Here is a 16,931-nt window from a genome sequence, read left to right on the forward strand (position 1 = left end):
GCCGGCCGCACCCCGGCCCCCTGCCCTCGCGCGCTGTTGATTTACCTTGCGGGCTCGACCTTCACCCGCGCGTTCGGAAACTCGCCAAACATCTCGGGCGCGTACATCGCCTCCACCCGGCTCGGCGGCAGCGCGAAGTCGCCCGCGTTGTTCAGGCGCACGGTGTACTCCATCTTCACCGTGCCCTTGGGCAGGTACTCGTAGTAGCTGCGGAAGGACTCGAAACTGCGCTCCTCGAACGCGGGCCAGCCCGCGCCGCTCTTCTTTTCACCCTGGGTGGCAATCTGCGAATCACGTCCCAGGCCGCTGCCCAGGATGGTCGCGCCGCCCGGGATCGGGTCGGTGATGGCCACCCAGGTCATGTCGGCGCTGGCGTTGACCTCCAGCGTCACGCGCAGCACGTCGCCGCGCGTGTACTGGCCGGGCGGCAGCGCCTTGTTGGCCTGCTCCACCGGCGTCACCGTCTTGGTGATGCTGTACCCCGCCGCGAAAGGCGCCTTGAGCTGGATGGCGGCCACCGACTGCAGCGTGAGCCATGGCTTGCCAGGGCCCTGGTGCGTGACGGCCAATTGCTCCTTGCCACCCGCTTTGCCAGCGGCGGAGGTCCAGGGCAGGAACATGCCGTTGTTCTTCAGGTTGCCGGGCGACGCGGGCGCGCCGAACCACGTGGTCTGGTGCGCAGCCCCTGTCAGGTCGGTGGTCTTCACGCGCTCGACCTTGCTCCAGTCCACGGCTGCGTTGTTGGCGCCCATGGCGGCCTTGGTCGTGCCGGACACCGGCGTGGCCTCGAACTTGGCGCTGAATTTTTCCAGTGCCAGCCCGCCCCACAGGTTGGCCGTGGTGGTGTGCCACGCACCCGCCTGCTGGCGGCTGATGAAGCCGTTGGCCAGGCGGCCCATGTCGTCCTTCCAGGTGGGATCGTCCATCACGGCGAGCATCAGGCGGGCCGTGTTCACGTCGCCGTTTTGCATCAGCCACCACCAGTAGTCGTCCTGCTCGGTGCTGAAGATCAGCTTGGTGCCCTGGAACGACAGGCGCGCGCGCAGGATCTGCATGGCTTCTGCCAGGCGTTTGTCGCGCTCGGGCACGTCTGCCACACGCTTGAGCACGTTCACCCAGTCGATCACCGTGTGCGTAGGCCACTGGTTGGGCGCAATGGTGATGCTGCTGACCATGCGGCCCTGCGCCTTGCCGTAGCGCGACAGGGCTTCGAGCGCGGCCACCTTGCGCATGTCCAGGTCCTTGCGCGGGCTCCAGAAGCTGCGCTGGATGCGGCCTTCGACGAAGGCGATCAGGCCGCGCTCCATGGGCGCGCGGGCTGCGTCCGGCAGCGCGAACGCGGGGTCCAACGATGCGGCCTCATGCGTGGCGGCCAGCACATAGGCAGTCAGCGTGTCGCTGCCGCGGTTGGCGTCACCGTCGCGCAGCGGGAAGTAGTTGGCCAGCCCGTCGCTGTCCAGGTAGGTGGGCAACTGCGCGACCACGGTCTGCCACAGCGCGCCGTCGCGCAGACCCACGGCCTTGCTGGTCTTTTGCTCCAGGCAGGCGAACGGGTAGCGGGCCCACCAGTCGCGCACGCCGGGCAAGCCTTCGGCGAGCTTGGGCTGCAGCGACATCTTGAGGCCGCCACGGCCCGGCAAGGCGTCGGCCGGCGGGTTCACATCCAGGTTGAAGCTGCCATCGACCTGCACCAGCGTGGCCTGCTGCACCGTGAGCGGCACCGCCGGGATGAGCTTCTGGCTGGCCTTGAGCGCGTCACGCGCTCCGCTGGCGGTGTCCTTGGCCTCGATTTCCCACAGGATGGACTGGGAGCGGGTCTGCGCCAGTTGCGCGGGCGCGGTGACGTTCCAGGCCACCTCGCGCGACTCGCCTGCGGGGATGTCCACCGTCTGCGGCTTCAAGTCCAGCAGCGTGGCGCGCGGGGCCACCTCGACCTTCATCGCTGCCTTCGTGGTGTTGCGCAGCGTGAGCTGGGCGCGGAACTGGTCGTCCTCGCGCACCAGGGGCGGCAGTCCGCTGATGATCTGCAGATCCTGCGTGGCGCGGATGCTGGTGCTGCCGGTGCCGAACAGGCCGGTCGACGCATCGGCCACCGCCACGATCTTGAAGGTGGTGAGCGCATCGTTGAGCGGCACCGTCACCTTGGCCTGGCCGTTGGCGTCGAGCACGATGGCCGGCTGCCACAGGAGCAGCGTGTCCAGCAGCTCGCGCGTCTGCGCCTTGCCGCCGCCGCCACCCGCGGGCACGGCCTTCTTGCCGTAGTGGCGCCGCCCGATGATCTCCATCTGCGCGGTGGAGGTCTCCACGCCCCAGCTGCGGCGCTGCAGCATCGCTTCGAGCAGGTTCCAGCTGTTGTTGGGCATGAGTTCCAGCAGTGCCTGGTCCACGGCAGCCACGGCCACCTCGGCATTGGCAGCGGGCTTGCCGCCGGGCAGCGTGGCGGTGATGGTGACCTGCGCCTTGCCGCGCACGGCGTAGCTTTCCTTGTCGGCCGCTACCTTCACGTCGATCTGGTGGGCCTGGGTGCCCACGCGGATCTCGGCCAGGCCAAGTCGGAACGCGGGCTTGGAAAGATCCACCAGTGCCGTGGGCGCCTGGTATTCCTTGCCTTCGAACCAGAACGAGGTCCACCACTCGCGCGGCGACTTGAAGCCCCAGGTGAAGAAGCTGTACCACGGCACCTCGCGCAGCCGGCCGCGCAGGGCCAGCACGCTCACATACACGTTGGGCCCCCATTCGGGCTGGATCTTGAGGCTGACCGTGGGGTCCTGTCCGTTGAGCTGCACCACCTGCGTGTCGATGATGCCCTCGCGCTCCACCGCCACCAGCGCCGTGGCGTAGCGAAACGGCATGCGCACCTGGAACTTGGCGGTCTCGCCTGGCTGGTAGCTCTTCTTTTCGGGCAGCAGGTCGATGCGGTCGTGGTCTTCGCCCCCGAACCAGAGTTCGCCCTGGCGCGTGACCCACACCGACGAAGCCGCCACGCTGGTGTTGCCGTCCTTGTCGGTGGCCGTGACGACCAGCTCCACCTCGCCGGGCTCGTCAAGCTTGGACTCGCACAGCAGCAGGCCGCGCGCGTCGCTCTTGCCGCTGCACAGCGTGCCCAGGTCCTTGGTCTCGGTCTGGTTGTCGTAGCTGTAGAAGCCGCCCACCATGCGCTTGCGCGTGGTGGTGGTGATGCGCGCCACGGCCTGCACCTGCAGGGACGTGTCGGCCGCCGGCTTGCCGCCGTGCTGCAGCGCCAGCGCCTGGAAGCGGATCTTCTGGCGGGCCGACACCCAGCCTTCGGTCTTCACGCCCGCAACCACGCCGGCAGGCCACAAGGCCTGCGTGCTGCGGATGGTCTGCACCTCACCATTGGGGTCGGCGTAGGTGGCCTCCATCACCAGCTCCTGCGGCTGACGGGACTGCGGCACGTTATCGATGGTGACCTTGCCCGCGCCGTCCCTGTTCAGCGTGAGCGGCAGCTTGGCGGCGATCACGCGCGCGTCCTGGCTGGCCGTTGATTCCTCGTCGTCGCTGTTGGCGTTGGACTGCTCGCGCTTGCGCGGCGGGTTGAAGCTGAAAGCCTCATAGTCGCTGTAGTTGAGCATCTTGCCGCGCACCATGGCGGACACGCGCACCGGCAGGTTCGCGGCGCCGCCACCGGCCACGTAGTTGATCTGCACGTCGGTGGGCACCGAGCGCACCCGCACCAGCGCCTTCTTGTCGACGGGCGCAATGCTGCCCTGGAGCACCGGCAGGCGGAACTCCTCCACCCGGAACTCGCCCGAGCTGAAGCTGCGGCCGTTGTTGGACTGGTTGCGCAGCTCGACCTGGTACAGGCCCAGCTTTGCGGCGGGCGGCAGCGAGAAGGTGTTCTGCGCGCTCAGGCCGCCGCTCGGTGTCGTGCGCCATGCCAGGGGCTGGGTGTACTGCTGGCCGCTGCCCACGTGGGTGATGACCAGTGTGTCAGGTCCCGCTGCGGGCACGCCGAAGCCCTTGCGGGTTTCGGTGCGCAGCAGGTGCTTCATCGACACCGTCTCGCCCGCCCGGAACAGGGTCCGGTCGAAGATGGTGTGGGCACGTTCGTCCGGCTCGTTCGAGCCGCTCGTGGGCACGTTGAAGCGCCAGGGCTCGATGCCGCGCTGCCAGTCGCTCCAGGTGAAGGCCATGTCTTCCACGCTGTCGGCGCCCTTGTGGCGCGCGCTCACGAAATAGCCGCGGCTGCCGTCGCCCTCGCCGTAGCCGTCACCGCAATGGGGGGATTCGGTGGAGATGCCTTCCAGGCGCGCCAGGCCCTGCGCATCGGTGACGCCCGTGGCCACCTCGGTGCCGCGGCAGTCGGACACGCGCACCTTGGCGCCCTCCACCGGCTGGCCCTTGTCCAGCGTGGTCACCCAGGCCATGGCGTTCTCGCGGCCCAGCTTGAAGTGCACGCCCAGGTTGGTCACGAGCGCGGACGTGCGCACATACATCGTGCGGCCCTCGCCGTGGCGGTCGTCCAGCAGCGACGCGCCGAGCTTTTGCGATGCGATCTCCACCACGTGGAAACCCGGCGTCAGCGGGATGCCCACCACCTCGAAGGGGCGGGCGTCATTGCCTGCAGGCCTGGGCAGGTCGAGCGTCTTCACGCCGCCCTTGCCCGCCAGCAGCGACACCATGCGCGACTGCACCATGGTGCGCTCGTCGTCCAGCACCTTGGGCAACGGGCCGGTCACGTCCTGGCGGGCCTGCTTGCGGTCCACCATGTAGTTGTCATAGCGCTTGACCTTGCGGAACCACGCGATGATCTCGGCGTCGGTGCCGGGCTTGAAGGTGCTCACCTTGCCTGCCGGCGCTGCGGCGGCGGCGGCAGCACCGGGCGTGCCGGGCTGCAGGCCTTGCACGCGCAGAGCGGCTTCCACGTTGCGCACCGTCACGGGCAGCAAGGCAGGCGGGTTGTCGGACGCCGGGCCTTCGGCAAAACGCTCCACCACGCCGAAGGAGGACGCCGCGAACTTCGCCAGCGGCGGCATGCCTCCGGTGGCGACCTTGAGAGGAAAACTGTCAGCGTTGCTCAGCGCTCGGCCCGAGGCGTCCTTGAAATCCTTGGGCAGCTCGACCGTGAAGGCCGTGTTCTCGCTCAGCGGCGCGTCGAATTGCACGCTGGTGACCAGCGCATCGGCCTGCTGCTCTTCCTTGCCGCTGGCAGCCTGGGGCTTGATCGTGTCCTTGGGCGACTTCAGGCGGATGGCCGACGCGAGCTTGCGCGGCACCGGCGCATTGAACGACAGCACCATGGGGCGAATGGGCAAGCAGGCGGCCTGCGCGTTCTCGCGCTCGCAGCTGAACTCGGCCGAGAAAGGCTCGCGCACCTTGTAGTCGAAGCGCTTTTCCACCGCGTTGGGCACGCCGCTGGGGGTGGCCACCCCCTTGCCGAAGACGATCTGCATGCGCGAGCCCGAGGTCAGGCGGCGGTTGCAGGTCAGGGTGGCGTATTGCAGCGGCTCCTGGGCGGCGCTTTTTTCAAGGCCCAGCGTTTTGAGGATCTCGGTGCGCTGGGCTCCGTCGATCATCCTCACGGGAATGCGCTCGCCCACACCATCAGCCGTGCACCACACGTTGGCCTGCACACTCGCGGTGGTCGCAGGGCCGTTGAACTGCAGCACGAAGAACTGCTCTTCGTCGATGTCCTGGTACGTGCCGGGACGAATGTTCTGCACGAAAGGGCCACCGCTATTGAATTGATAGCTTCTGGCGCCCGTCAAATCTGTTCCAGACGCCGATTTGAACCCGGTTTTGACGGTGGCGGTACACCGCACTCCGGGCGGCAGGTCGCGTTCGAAGTCGAAGACCCACTCGCGTTCGCCCGTCCAGCGGCCCGTCCCCTTGGTGGCGTTGGCGTCGCTGCAGCTCAGCGCAAGGGGCGCGGGCGCCTTGGGGTCGCCGAAATTGACCGCCGCGGCGTCGAACTTTGCCACCACCTGGCGGACTTTCGCCACCTCGCCCTGGGGCGAAAAGCTGGTGATCTGCAAGGCCTGCGCACCCCACGCCGCCAGCGTCAAGCCGGCAGCCAACATCCATTTATGAGCGTTCACGCTGTCCCCTCTGCGTAGAACCGGCAAGCGTAACAAAACAGCACTACGGATTGCAGGGCGTTGCAAGCGCTTACGTATCCAGGCCACACGGCCATGTCGCCGTAGACGACGACGGGGCCATAGGGCCGCGTCCTACCTCGGCACACGCCCGGGGAGCCAAAGATTGCAGTTTGTCTTGTTCACCATCATCCACCAGGAGCGCCCCCATGGCACGAGCCCCCACGTCGCGCAGCGCGGCAGCCAAGAGATCGCCGTCCAGCCACCCTTCCTCCACCCAGTCCGACACTTACCGCGGAAATGCCGGCGAGTTGCAGCAGCAAGCTGGCGGCAAGCACCCCGTGCTGACCACCCAGCAAGGCATCCCGGTAGCGGACAACCAGAACTCTCTGCGTCCGTCTCCCCGTGGGCCCACGCTGCTGGAAGACTTCATCCTTCGCGAGAAGATCACCCACTTCGACCACGAGCGCATCCCGGAGCGCATCGTGCACGCCCGGGGATCGGGTGCGCACGGCTTCTTCGAGCTGACGCATTCGCTGCGCGACTTCACCACCGCGCGCGTGCTGACCGAGATAGGCGTGCAGACGCCTGTGTTCACGCGCTTTTCCACAGTGGCAGGCGGCGCGGGCTCGGTGGACACGCCGCGTGACGTGCGCGGCTTCGCCGTCAAGTTCTACACGCCGGAAGGCAACTGGGATCTGGTGGGAAACAACATCCCGGTGTTCTTCATCCAGGACGCGATGAAGTTTCCCGACCTTGTCCACGCGGTGAAGATGGAACCCGACCGGGCCTTCCCACAGGCCGCCAGCGCGCACGATACCTTCTGGGACTTCGTCTCGCTCATGCCCGAAACCCTGCACATGGTGATGTGGGCGATGAGCGACCGCACCCTGCCCCGCAGCCTGCGCACGATGGAAGGCTTCGGCGTGCACAGCTTCCGCCTGATCAACGCGGCGGGCGATAGCACGTTCGTGAAATTCCACTGGCGGCCCAAGCTGGGCATCCAGTCCACGGTGTGGGACGAGGCGCTGAAGCTGCAGGCCGCAGACAACGACTTTCACCGCCGCGACCTGTTCGAGGCCATCGAGGCCGGCGACTTCCCGGAATGGGAGCTGGCCGTGCAACTGTTCACCGAGGAAGAAGCCGAGAACTTCCCCTTCGACCACCTGGACCCCACCAAACTCGTGCCCGAAGAACTGGTGCCGCTGCAGGTCATCGGCCGCATGGTGCTCAACCGCTGGCCCGACAACTTCTTTGCCGAGACCGAGCAGGTGGCTTTCTGCCCCGCCAACGTGCCGCCAGGCATCGACTTCAGCAACGATCCGCTGTTGCAGGGCCGGCTGTTCTCCTACCTGGACACGCAACTGTCGCGCCTGGGCGGGCCCAACTTCGCGCAGATCCCGATCAACGCGCCCAAGTGCCCCTTCCACAACATGCAGCGCGACGGCCAGATGCAGATGCAGGTGCCCAAGGGCCGCGTGAACTACGAGCCCAGCAGCCTGCAGGCCGATACGCCGCGCGCCTCGCAGGCGCTGGGGTTCCGGCACTTCGCGCAGGTGGATGACGGCGGCGTTGGAAAAGGCCGCATCCGTCCTGAGAGCTTTGCCGACCATTACAGCCAGGCGCGCATGTTCTTCCGTAGCCAGAGCCCGCTGGAGCAGGCGCACATGGCGTCAGCACTGGTGTTCGAGCTGTCCAAGGTGGGCACACCCCATGTGCGCGAGGCGGTCGTGGGGCATCTGGTTCATGTGGACCCGGCGCTGGCTGAACGCGTGGCCGCGGGCCTGGGACTGCCAAAGGTGCCACCCGCGCCGCCCGCCGCCGAGCCCGTGCGCGATCTGCCGCTGTCGCCCCAGTTGCGCATCATCGACCGCATGAAGCCCACTCTGCAGGGCCGATGCATCGGCATTCTGGTGGCCGATGGTTCCAACGGCGACACCGTGACCACGCTTCGCAAGGCGCTGGAGAAGGTCGGCGCGACCGTCAAGATCGTGTCGCCCCGCGTGGGCGGCGCCACCATGCGCGACGGAACCCTGCTGCCAGCCCATGGCCAGCTCGCGGGCACGCCGTCCACGGTGTTCGATGCCGTGGCGTCAGTGCTGACGTCCGAGATGGGCGAGCAGCTCTCGCGCGAGGCTGCAGCGGTGGACTGGTTCCGCGACGCCTTCGGACATCTCAAGGCGATTGCAGCCGGCAAGGGGTCGCAGGCGCTGCTGAATGCGGCCGGCATCGAGCCCGACGCAGGCGTGCTCGACCCAGCCAATGTGCAGGGCTTCATCGCTGCGGCGCAGACGCGCCAGTGGGACCGCGAGCCGAAGCTGCGCCATCTGGCCTGAACGGCGGGTGGCCTACCCGCCAGGGGCTGTCACGGCTCCTGGCGCAACGGTCTGCACGGCAGTTTCCGATCCGTCCGGCGGGGGCGCCAGGCTGGCAATCCCCTTGCCGCTGCGCTTGCTGGCGTAGAGCGCACGGTCCGCGCGATCGATGAGCCCCGGCAGGGCTTCGACACCGGCGGTCCCCTGCGGAAAGAGCGCGACTCCGACGCTCGCACCCACCAGCACGTGCTGGCCGTTGTCCAGTCCGATCGGCGCCACCAGCGCCGCGAGCACCTGGTGGGCGGCAGCCATCGCGGCTTGCGGCGATTCCACGGCATTGAGCACCAGGGCGAATTCGTCCCCACCCAGCCGCGCCGCCGTGTCGCTGGCGCGGCTCAGGCCTGCGAGTCGCTGCGCCACACGCACCAGCACCTGGTCGCCGCTGGCGTGCCCGAGATCGTCATTGACGGCCTTGAAACCGTCCAGGTCCAGCAGCAGCAACGCGCCCGGGCGGCGGTCGCGCTGGGCCGCCAGCACTGCCTGCGACAGGCGGTCTTCGAACAGGCGGCGGTTGGGCAGTCCGGTGAGCCGGTCGTGCGTGGCCAGGGCCAGTACCTGCTGGTGGGCCCGCAAAAGGCGCGCGCTCAGCAGGCCCACCACCAGGGCGAACGCGTAAGACAGCGCCACGATCAGTGCGGGTGCCTGACCTGCGGCTTTCCAGCCGCCCACGGGCACAGCGCCGAGGATCCAGCTGCCGCCGCCGGGCAGCGGAATGTCCAGCGTGGCAGGCGACTCGTCGAACAGCTGCGGCCGACCGATGAACACCGCGCCCTGCGCGCCCATCGCATCCAGCCCGCGCGCAGCCACCTGGAACCCCATCTGCTCGGTATTGAGCCCGACATCCGCGAACAGCGTGTCGGCATTCACCGTGAGCGAAACGATGCCCCAGTAGCGCGGCTCGCCCACAGGCGCGCGGCCCTGCGCTGCGGCCAGGAACACGGGCGTGCGGCTCACGATGCCCAGGCCACCTTGCACCAGCGGGATCGGGCCGGCCACCACTGTGCGCCGGGTCTGGATGGCCCGCTCCACCGCGTTGCGCTGCTGTGGGTTGTCCAGGTAGCGCAGGCCCAGCGCGCGCTCGTTGCCCAGGCGCGGGTAGACATCGCTGATGACGTTGTCCGGCGCCAAGGCCAGGTTGCGGATGTTGCGCTGGTGCTCCAGCAGGCGGCCGACCACCGTGGCGAAGATCTCAGGCGACATGCTGCCCTGCGCGGCCACGAATGCAGCCACGGTCTCGGGCACCGACAGTGTGCTTTGCAACTGGCGGTCCAGCCGGTCGCGGATCTGCAGCAGGTGGCTTTGGGCCTGCGCCGCAATCTCGGTGCGCGCCTTATTGTGCGCAATGTCGATCACCACCCAGGCGAGCAGAGCGGCGAGCGCGCTGCTGCACAGGCCCGTGGCCAGGGGCAGCCACCGGTGGTGGATCCAGTTCGCGGGCAGGTGACGCTGTGGCATGGCGGTGTCGAAGATCGCGGTGAAATGCCGCGGTGGCTGGATGGCCGGCTGCCGCAACGGGCTGCCGGGGCCGCGGTGGGTGGTTATTGCGCCACGAAGCCGCTGGTCTTGATGATGCGCGTCCACGCCTCTGTATAGGCCTTCTCGCGCGCACCCAGCTGCTGCGGCGTCATGTGGCCCACAGTGAGGCCCATGGCGGTGAGATGGTCGCGCACGTCGGGCATGGCGACGACCTTGGCCAGAGCGGCCGAGAAGTCGTTGACGAACTTGGTTGGCGTGCCCGTGGGCGCATAGATGCCGTAGTACGGCAGGTCTTCAAAGCCCTTGAGGCCCATCTCGTCGAAGGTGGGCACATCGGGCATGGCTGCCTGCCGCCTGGTGCCCAGCACACCGACCACGCGCACCTTGCCGGCCTTGTGGTTCTCGATGAAGTCCTGCACGGACGCCACCCCTGCACCGATCTGGTTGCCCAGCATGTCGGCCATCATGGGCGCGCTGCCTCGGTAGGGTGCCGAGACCAGGTCCAGCTGGTACTTCTGGCCCAGCAGCTTGACCAGGAATTCGGGCGTGGATGCAGGCGCCGGGATGCCCACAGCACCCTTGCCGCCGCCGGTGGCCTTCACCCAGGCCACGTATTCCGTGAACGACTTGGCGGGCGTGCCGCCGGACACCGCGAACGCGTTCACGAAGGTGGCAAAGCCGCCCACGGGGACGAAGTCGCGCGCAGGATCGAAGCCCGGGTTCTTCACCACCTGCGGCAGGATGGAGATGGTGTGGTCGTGCGTGAGGAACAGTGTGGTGCCGTCCGGCGCCGCAGACTTGAGCGCCTGCGCGGCGATCTGGCCGCCGGCTCCGGGGCGGTTTTCCACCACCACGGGCTGGCCCAGCTCGTCCTTGAGCTTCTCGGCCAGCGTGCGTGCGATGGCGTCCGTGCCGCCACCGGGCGGAAAGCCCACCAGCAGGCGGATCGGCTTGGGTGTCTGGGCACAGGCCAGCCCCATGGTCAGGGCCACGCCGGCCAGCGCGCCGGTGCGCAAAAGGCGGGACAGCAGGCTGCGGCGGGAAGTCGTCGTCATGGCAGAACTCCAGGGTCGAAGGTGTTGGGGTATCACTGAGCCGCAAAAATCAAGCCAGGCGGGCGCGGTGGCGGGCCACCTGAGTCCGGACCTGGGCCGGCGCAGTTCCGCCCAGCGTGTTGCGTGCGTTCAGCGAGCCACGCAGGCTGAGCACCTCGTACACGTCCTTCTCGATCTGCGGGTGGAAACCCTGCAGCACCGTCAATGGCAGCTCGGACAGATCGCAGGCGTGCGACTGGGCCGCCTTCACGGCGTGGGCCACCGTCTCGTGGGCATCCCTGAAAGGCAGGCCCTTCTTCACCAGGTAGTCGGCCAGATCGGTGGCCGTGGCGTAGCCCTTGAGCGCGGCCTGCTCCATGGCCTGCGGGTTGACGGTGATGCCGCCTTCCTTCAGGCCGGTGGCGGGGTTCAGCTGGCCGCCCACCATCTCGGCGAAGATGCGCAGCGTGTCCTTGAGCGTGTCCACCGTGTCGAACAGCGGCTCCTTGTCTTCCTGGTTGTCCTTGTTATAGGCCAGGGGCTGGCCCTTCATCAGGGTGATCAGGCCCATGAGGTGGCCGACCACGCGGCCGGTCTTGCCGCGCGCGAGTTCGGGCACGTCGGGGTTCTTCTTCTGCGGCATGATCGAGCTGCCCGTGGTGAAGCGGTCGGCGATCTTGATGAAGCCGAAGTTCTGGCTCATCCAGATGATGAGTTCCTCGGACAGGCGGCTCACATGCACCATGCACAGGCTGGCGGCGGCTGTGAACTCGATGGCGAAGTCGCGGTCGCTCACTGCGTCCAGGCTGTTCTGGCACACGCCGTCCATCCCGAGGGATTTGGCCACGCGCTCGCGGTCCAGCGGGTAGGTGGTGCCGGCAAGGGCCGCCGACCCCAGGGGCAGCACGTTGGTACGGCGGCGCACGTCGGCCATGCGCTCGGCATCGCGCTTGAACATCTCCACATAGGCCAGCATGTGGTGGCCGAAGCTCACCGGCTGGGCCACCTGCAGGTGGGTGAAGCCGGGCAGGATCACCTCGACATTCTGCTCGGCCACATCCACCAGCGAGATCTGCAGTTCCTTGAGCAGATCGCCGATCAGGTCGATCTCGCCGCGCAGCCACAGGCGCACGTCGGTGGCCACCTGGTCGTTGCGGCTGCGGCCGGTGTGCAGGCGCTTGCCGGCGTCGCCCACCAGCTGGGTGAGGCGGGCCTCGATGTTCAGGTGCACGTCTTCCAGGTCGAGCTTCCATTCGAAGGTGCCGGACTCGATCTCGGAGGTGATCTGTGCCATGCCGCGCTGGATGGACGCATGGTCCTCGCCGCTGATCACGCCCTGAGCGGCCAGCATCTCGGCATGCGCCAGACTGCCCGCGATGTCGGCCTGCCACAGGCGCTTGTCGAAGAACACGCTGGAGGTGTAGCGCTTGACCAGGTCGCTCATGGGCTCGGAAAACAGCGCCGACCAGGCCTGCGCCTTGGTGTCGAGCTGGTTGTGGGACGGCGCAGACGGCGTGGCGCTGGTGGCTTGGGCTTTGGACATAGGAGGGCAATAATCCGGAAGTTCAGACACCCGGACTGCCCGGATGCCGCAATGCAAAACACGCAAATTTTATCGACCCCGCCTTCCCCACCGGATTCGGACGTTCAGGACGGTGCCGGGCGGGGCCTGCGCCCCGGGCCCGCGACGGCCCGCGGCAGCCTGGCGCCGCCGCGGCGAGCGCTGGTGTTCGATGCCTGCCATGTGGGCGTGGTGCTGCGTGCGGTGCTGTTCGTGGAGCTGGTGGTGGGCGTGGGCGCCATGTATGGCGCGCGCACGCCGGCGGAGTGGCTCGCCACGCTGGCGCTGCTGACGGGTGGCGCGCTGCCCGCCACGCTGGTGTGGCTGATCACCGCCTGCAGCCTCAAAACCCTGCTGCAGCGGCTGTCCACCGCGCAGCAGTACGTGGCCGGCGTGGTGCTGGGCGCGCTGGCGGGCGCCTACGCCTGCGGCATGCTGGCATTGGTGTCGCAAACCACGGCGCCCCCCTGGGCGGCGAGCGCCGCCACCGGGGCGCTGCTGGCCGCCATCCTGGTGGCGGCGCTGGTGCTGCGCGCGCGCGGACGCACCCCCGCCGCCACCACGGCGCGGTTGACCGAGCTGCAGTCGCGCATCCGCCCCCACTTTCTATTCAATACCCTCAACAGCGCCATCGCTCTGGTGCGCGAAGAGCCCGCCAAGGCCGAGTCCCTGCTGGAAGACCTGTCCGACCTGTTTCGCCATGCGCTCGTCGAGCAGGGTGAGTCCGTCACGCTGGCCGAGGAAATCACCCTGGCGCGGCGCTATCTGGCGATCGAGGAAGTGCGCTTTGGCACGCGGCTGCAGGTGCAATGGAACCTGGACCCGCGCACCGATGGTGCGCGACTGCCCCCGCTGCTGCTGCAGCCGCTGGTGGAGAACGCCGTCAAGCACGGCGTGGAGCCCAGCGCGCGCGGCGGTCGGCTGCGCGTGCTGACCGAACTGCGCGGCAGCCGCGTGGTGGTGCGCATCACCAACACCCTTCCGCCCAAGGAAGGCCGCAGCGGTAAAGGCGATGAGCCCAGCACCAAAGGGCACGGCATCGCCTTGGCCAACGTGCGCGCCCGGCTGGCCCTGCTGCACGATGTGCAGGGTGAGTTCACCGCGGGGGTTCAGGACGGCCTGTACCAGGTGCGCATCACCCTGCCCGCCCCCGAAGAAGAGCACCGCGACCCGCGCCCCGACAACCGGGGCCGCAACCGTGACCGGAGCCGCCCCCGCAGCACGGATCGGGGCACGCCACCAACGCCACGGCGCCGTGCCGTGCCCGCCGCTGCCCCCTTGCCCACCGACGACCGCCCATGAACATCCTCATCGTTGACGACGAAACCCTGGCCCGCAGCCGACTGCGCACCTTGCTGTCCGACTGCGCGGAAGGCATGCCTACCCCGCGCATGACCGTGGCCGAGGCCGCCAATGCCGGCGAGGCCATGGCCCAGCTGGGCCCCACGGGCGGCCGCGCCTTCGACGTGGTGCTGCTGGACATCCACATGCCCGGGCAGGACGGGCTCTCGCTGGCCCACGCCCTGCATACCCTGCCCCACCCGCCCGCCGTGGTGTTCGTGACCGCCCACATGGACCACGCGGTGAGCGCTTTCGAGCTGGATGCCGTGGACTACCTCACCAAGCCCGTGCGCCGAGAGCGCCTTCAGCAGGCCCTGGCCAAGGTGCAGCGCAGCGCGCGCGCGGGCGGGTCAGCCGGCCCGGCCGCCGGAGCGCCCGAAGGCGAGACGCTGCTGATCCAGGACCGCGGCCGCACCGAGCGCCTGCCGCTGGCCGAGGTGCTGTACTTCAAGGCAGAGCAGAAGTACGTGACGGTGCGCACCGCCACGCGCAGCTACATCATGGACGGCGCCTTGAGCGAGCTGGAAACCAAGTTCGCCCCGCGCTTCCTGCGCATCCACCGCAACGCCCTGGTAGCCCGCCGCGCCGTGCGCGCGCTGGAGAAGCACTACGACCCCGAAGAGGGCGAAGGCTGGGCCGTGCGCCTGCAGGGCTCGACCGAACTGCTGGCGGTGTCGCGGCGGCAGGTGGCCGCCGTGCGGGAAGAGTTGGCGAGGTGAGAAGCCCCCCTGAGTCGCTGCGCGACTTCTCCCAAGGGGGACGCCACCGGTGGACTGGCAAAGCCAGATCCACGGTGCCACTGGCATGGGAGCGCACCAGTATCGTGCAACGGGTCACTGGCGGCACTGCCACGGAGCTTTGTGCCGCCCCCCCCGATGGACGCCTACCGCGGCTTGACAGACGTGTTCCGCAGGTGTGTAGAAGCCAAATTTTAGATAAATTGGCCTCTACCGCCTGTCTGCATTGCGCCAGAAGCTATAAATACCATAGCAAATCGACAAAGGTGGACATGCAGCCGGCTGCGCGGCCCGCGTCCGCCTCAGTGCGCGTGCGCCGCGCCGCTCACGAGCGTGACGATGACCATGCCCGCGATCAGCCAGGCGATCTGCGCGACGGTTTCGCGCGCGGTCAGGCGCTTTTGCAGTTGAGGGATCAGGTCGGCCAGCGCCACGTACACGAAGCTGCTGGAGGCCACGGCCAGGAAGTACGGCAGCAGGTCCTGCAACTGCCCCACCAGAAAGTAGCCGACCACGCCGCCCAGCGCCGTCACCGCGCCTGCCAGGGACACCTTGACCAGCGCCATGCGCCGGTTGGGGCTGGTCTGGCGCAGCACCACGAGGTCGCCCATGTGGTGTGGAACCTCGTGCGCCAGCACCGACACGGCGGCGATCACGCCCAGGCGGATGTCGGCCAGGAAGGCTGACGCGATGAGGATGCCGTCGCCAAAGCAATGCACGCTGTCGCCCGTCAGCACAGCCCAACCGCCCGAGCGCGGGCCATGGTGGTGGTGATGGTGGTCGTAGTGCGCGTGGTCATGCCCGTGCGCAGCTTCGACGCCGCCATGCTGGTGCTCCGGCACGGCGGCGTGGGCGCCGTGGCTGTGCTCGTGCCCGTGGTGCCAGAGCTCGGCCTTGTCGAGCAGAAAGAAAAACACCACGCCCACCAGCAAGGTGGCAAACAGGTCGTGCGCGCCGGCCTGGCTCTCGAAGGCCTCGGGCAGCAGATGCATGAAGGCCGTGGCCAGCAGCGCGCCGGCCGCCAGGCTCAGCAGGTGCTGGGGCCCCACGCTGTCCGAGCGTCCGCCCAGGCCCAGCCGCATCAACAACGCGGCCAGCCAAACGCTGCCAATGCCTGCGGCCAATGTGGCCAGGATGATTGCTACCAAAGTCATAGCTTCTTGTGCTTTATGGATCAGCGCCAGCGCATATTTTCGTTCAAATGTCCGTGCCCGGCCGCGGGGTCAAAAAAAGCCGCCCCTCGGGGCGGCTTCGGCTGCGGCAGGTGGGCCCAAGAGCCTGCGCCGCAGAAGAGTCGTCGGTTTCGACGCCTTCTGCCGCGCGGGCTCCGCGCGGTCACACCACGCCGTTCTTGCTGAACCAGGCCAGCGCCCGCTTCCAGCCGTCCTCGGCCGCTTCCTTGCGGTAGCTGGGGCGGTAGTCGGCATGGAAGGCGTGGGGTGCGTCAGGGTACACCACGAACTCCGAGGCCTTGGCCTGCGGTGAACCACCGGCCAGGGCAGCTTTCATCTTATCAACCGTGTCAAGGGGGATGCCGGTGTCTTTTTCACCATACAGACCGAGCACCGGCGCCTTGAGGATGGGGGCGATGTCCACCGGGTGCTTGGGCGTGAGTTCGCTCGCCTGGCCCACCAGCCGGCCATACCAGGCCACGCCGGCCTTCACGGGGCCGTGCGCTGCGTACAGCCAGGTGATGCGGCCACCCCAGCAAAAGCCGGTGATGCCCACGCGCGCGCCGTCTCCGCCATTGGCCGTGGCCCATGCCACGGCGCCGTCCAGGTCGGCCATCACCTGGGCATCGGGCACCTTGGAGACGACTTCGGCCATCAGCTTGGCGATGTCGGTGTATTGCGATGGGTCGCCCTGGCGCGCATAGAGCTGCGGCGCAATGGCCAGGTAGCCCGCCTTGGCGAAGCGGCGGCAGGTGTCGGCGATGTACTCGTGCACGCCGAAGATCTCCTGGATGACCAGGATCACGGGCAGGCCCGTCTTGCCCGCAGGTGCCGCGCGGTAGGCCGGCACCTTGAAGCCATTGACCGTGAAGCTCACCTCGCCGGCCGTGAGGCCGTCGCCAGGCGTGGCGATGGCCGTCTGAGCCATGATGGGCGCGGCAGCCGCCGCGTAGCCCAGGCCCAGCGCGGCCTGCAGCGCGGTGCGGCGTGTGGCGCCGGCTTCGGTGGTGCGGCCGGGCAGCAGGGCGTGGGCGTCGGAATGGAGGTCTTCAGTGAGCATCGGTTTCTCCGGGAGTGAAGGATGGGCGGACAAAAGGAACCTGTTCTCGGATCGTGAACACGTTACCGTGAGCGGCCCTGCAGTCTAGGGGCTTTATGCAACGGCTGCAGCGCACGCTC

The 16,931-nt window shown here is 68.2% G+C and carries 9 protein-coding genes; 3 read left to right on the forward strand and 6 right to left on the reverse strand.

Annotated features, from left to right (window positions below):
* Nucleotides 1-41 precede the first annotated feature (41 nt).
* Nucleotides 42-6,041 carry an MG2 domain-containing protein gene (locus tag KW835_RS01225; protein ID WP_218381026.1) on the reverse strand — a complete coding sequence of 2,000 codons (6,000 nt, stop codon included), beginning with the start codon at nucleotides 6,039-6,041 and terminating at the stop codon, nucleotides 42-44.
* Between the two features lie 224 nt (nucleotides 6,042-6,265).
* Here KW835_RS01225 and KW835_RS01230 point away from each other — a divergent pair, with 224 nt between their 5' ends.
* The gene (locus KW835_RS01230; RefSeq protein WP_218380458.1) at nucleotides 6,266-8,392 is read left to right on the forward strand and encodes a catalase; all 2,127 of its coding nucleotides are present in this window, start codon (nucleotides 6,266-6,268) and stop codon (nucleotides 8,390-8,392) included.
* 12 nt (nucleotides 8,393-8,404) lie between these two features.
* On the opposite strand, the gene KW835_RS01235 is transcribed toward KW835_RS01230, so the two are convergent.
* The 3 genes from KW835_RS01235 to argH form a co-directional block, all read right to left on the reverse strand.
* The gene (locus KW835_RS01235) at nucleotides 8,405-9,886 is read right to left on the reverse strand and encodes a diguanylate cyclase domain-containing protein (RefSeq protein WP_218380459.1); all 1,482 of its coding nucleotides are present in this window, start codon (nucleotides 9,884-9,886) and stop codon (nucleotides 8,405-8,407) included.
* Nucleotides 9,887-9,969: 83 nt separating this feature from the next.
* Complete coding sequence (locus tag KW835_RS01240) at nucleotides 9,970-10,962, reverse strand: Bug family tripartite tricarboxylate transporter substrate binding protein (RefSeq protein ID WP_218380460.1); 993 nt, start codon at nucleotides 10,960-10,962, stop codon at nucleotides 9,970-9,972.
* Nucleotides 10,963-11,011: 49 nt separating this feature from the next.
* Nucleotides 11,012-12,484 (reverse strand): argininosuccinate lyase, encoded by a 1,473-nt coding sequence (gene argH, locus KW835_RS01245; protein ID WP_218380461.1) that lies wholly within the window; start codon nucleotides 12,482-12,484, stop codon nucleotides 11,012-11,014.
* A gap of 51 nt (nucleotides 12,485-12,535) precedes the next feature.
* On the opposite strand from argH, the gene KW835_RS01250 reads away from it, so the two are divergent.
* Both KW835_RS01250 and KW835_RS01255 read left to right on the forward strand, forming a co-directional pair.
* Nucleotides 12,536-13,804 carry a sensor histidine kinase gene (locus KW835_RS01250; RefSeq protein ID WP_218380462.1) on the forward strand — a complete coding sequence of 423 codons (1,269 nt, stop codon included), beginning with the start codon at nucleotides 12,536-12,538 and terminating at the stop codon, nucleotides 13,802-13,804.
* Entirely contained in the window at nucleotides 13,801-14,562 is a 762-nt protein-coding gene (locus KW835_RS01255) for a LytTR family DNA-binding domain-containing protein (RefSeq protein WP_218380463.1), read from the forward strand. The genes KW835_RS01250 and KW835_RS01255 overlap by 4 nt, the downstream gene beginning before the upstream one ends.
* A gap of 320 nt (nucleotides 14,563-14,882) precedes the next feature.
* On the opposite strand, the gene KW835_RS01260 is transcribed toward KW835_RS01255, so the two are convergent.
* A complete protein-coding gene (locus KW835_RS01260) occupies nucleotides 14,883-15,734 on the reverse strand; it encodes a ZIP family metal transporter (protein ID WP_218380464.1) in 852 nt (283 codons plus the stop codon).
* A 181-nt stretch (nucleotides 15,735-15,915) separates the two neighbouring features.
* Complete coding sequence (locus tag KW835_RS01265) at nucleotides 15,916-16,812, reverse strand: dienelactone hydrolase family protein (protein ID WP_218380465.1); 897 nt, start codon at nucleotides 16,810-16,812, stop codon at nucleotides 15,916-15,918.
* Nucleotides 16,813-16,931: the final 119 nt, after the last annotated feature.

It is taken from the genome of Acidovorax sp. sic0104, from assembly GCF_019219095.1.
GTDB lineage: Bacteria > Pseudomonadota > Gammaproteobacteria > Burkholderiales > Burkholderiaceae_C > Acidovorax.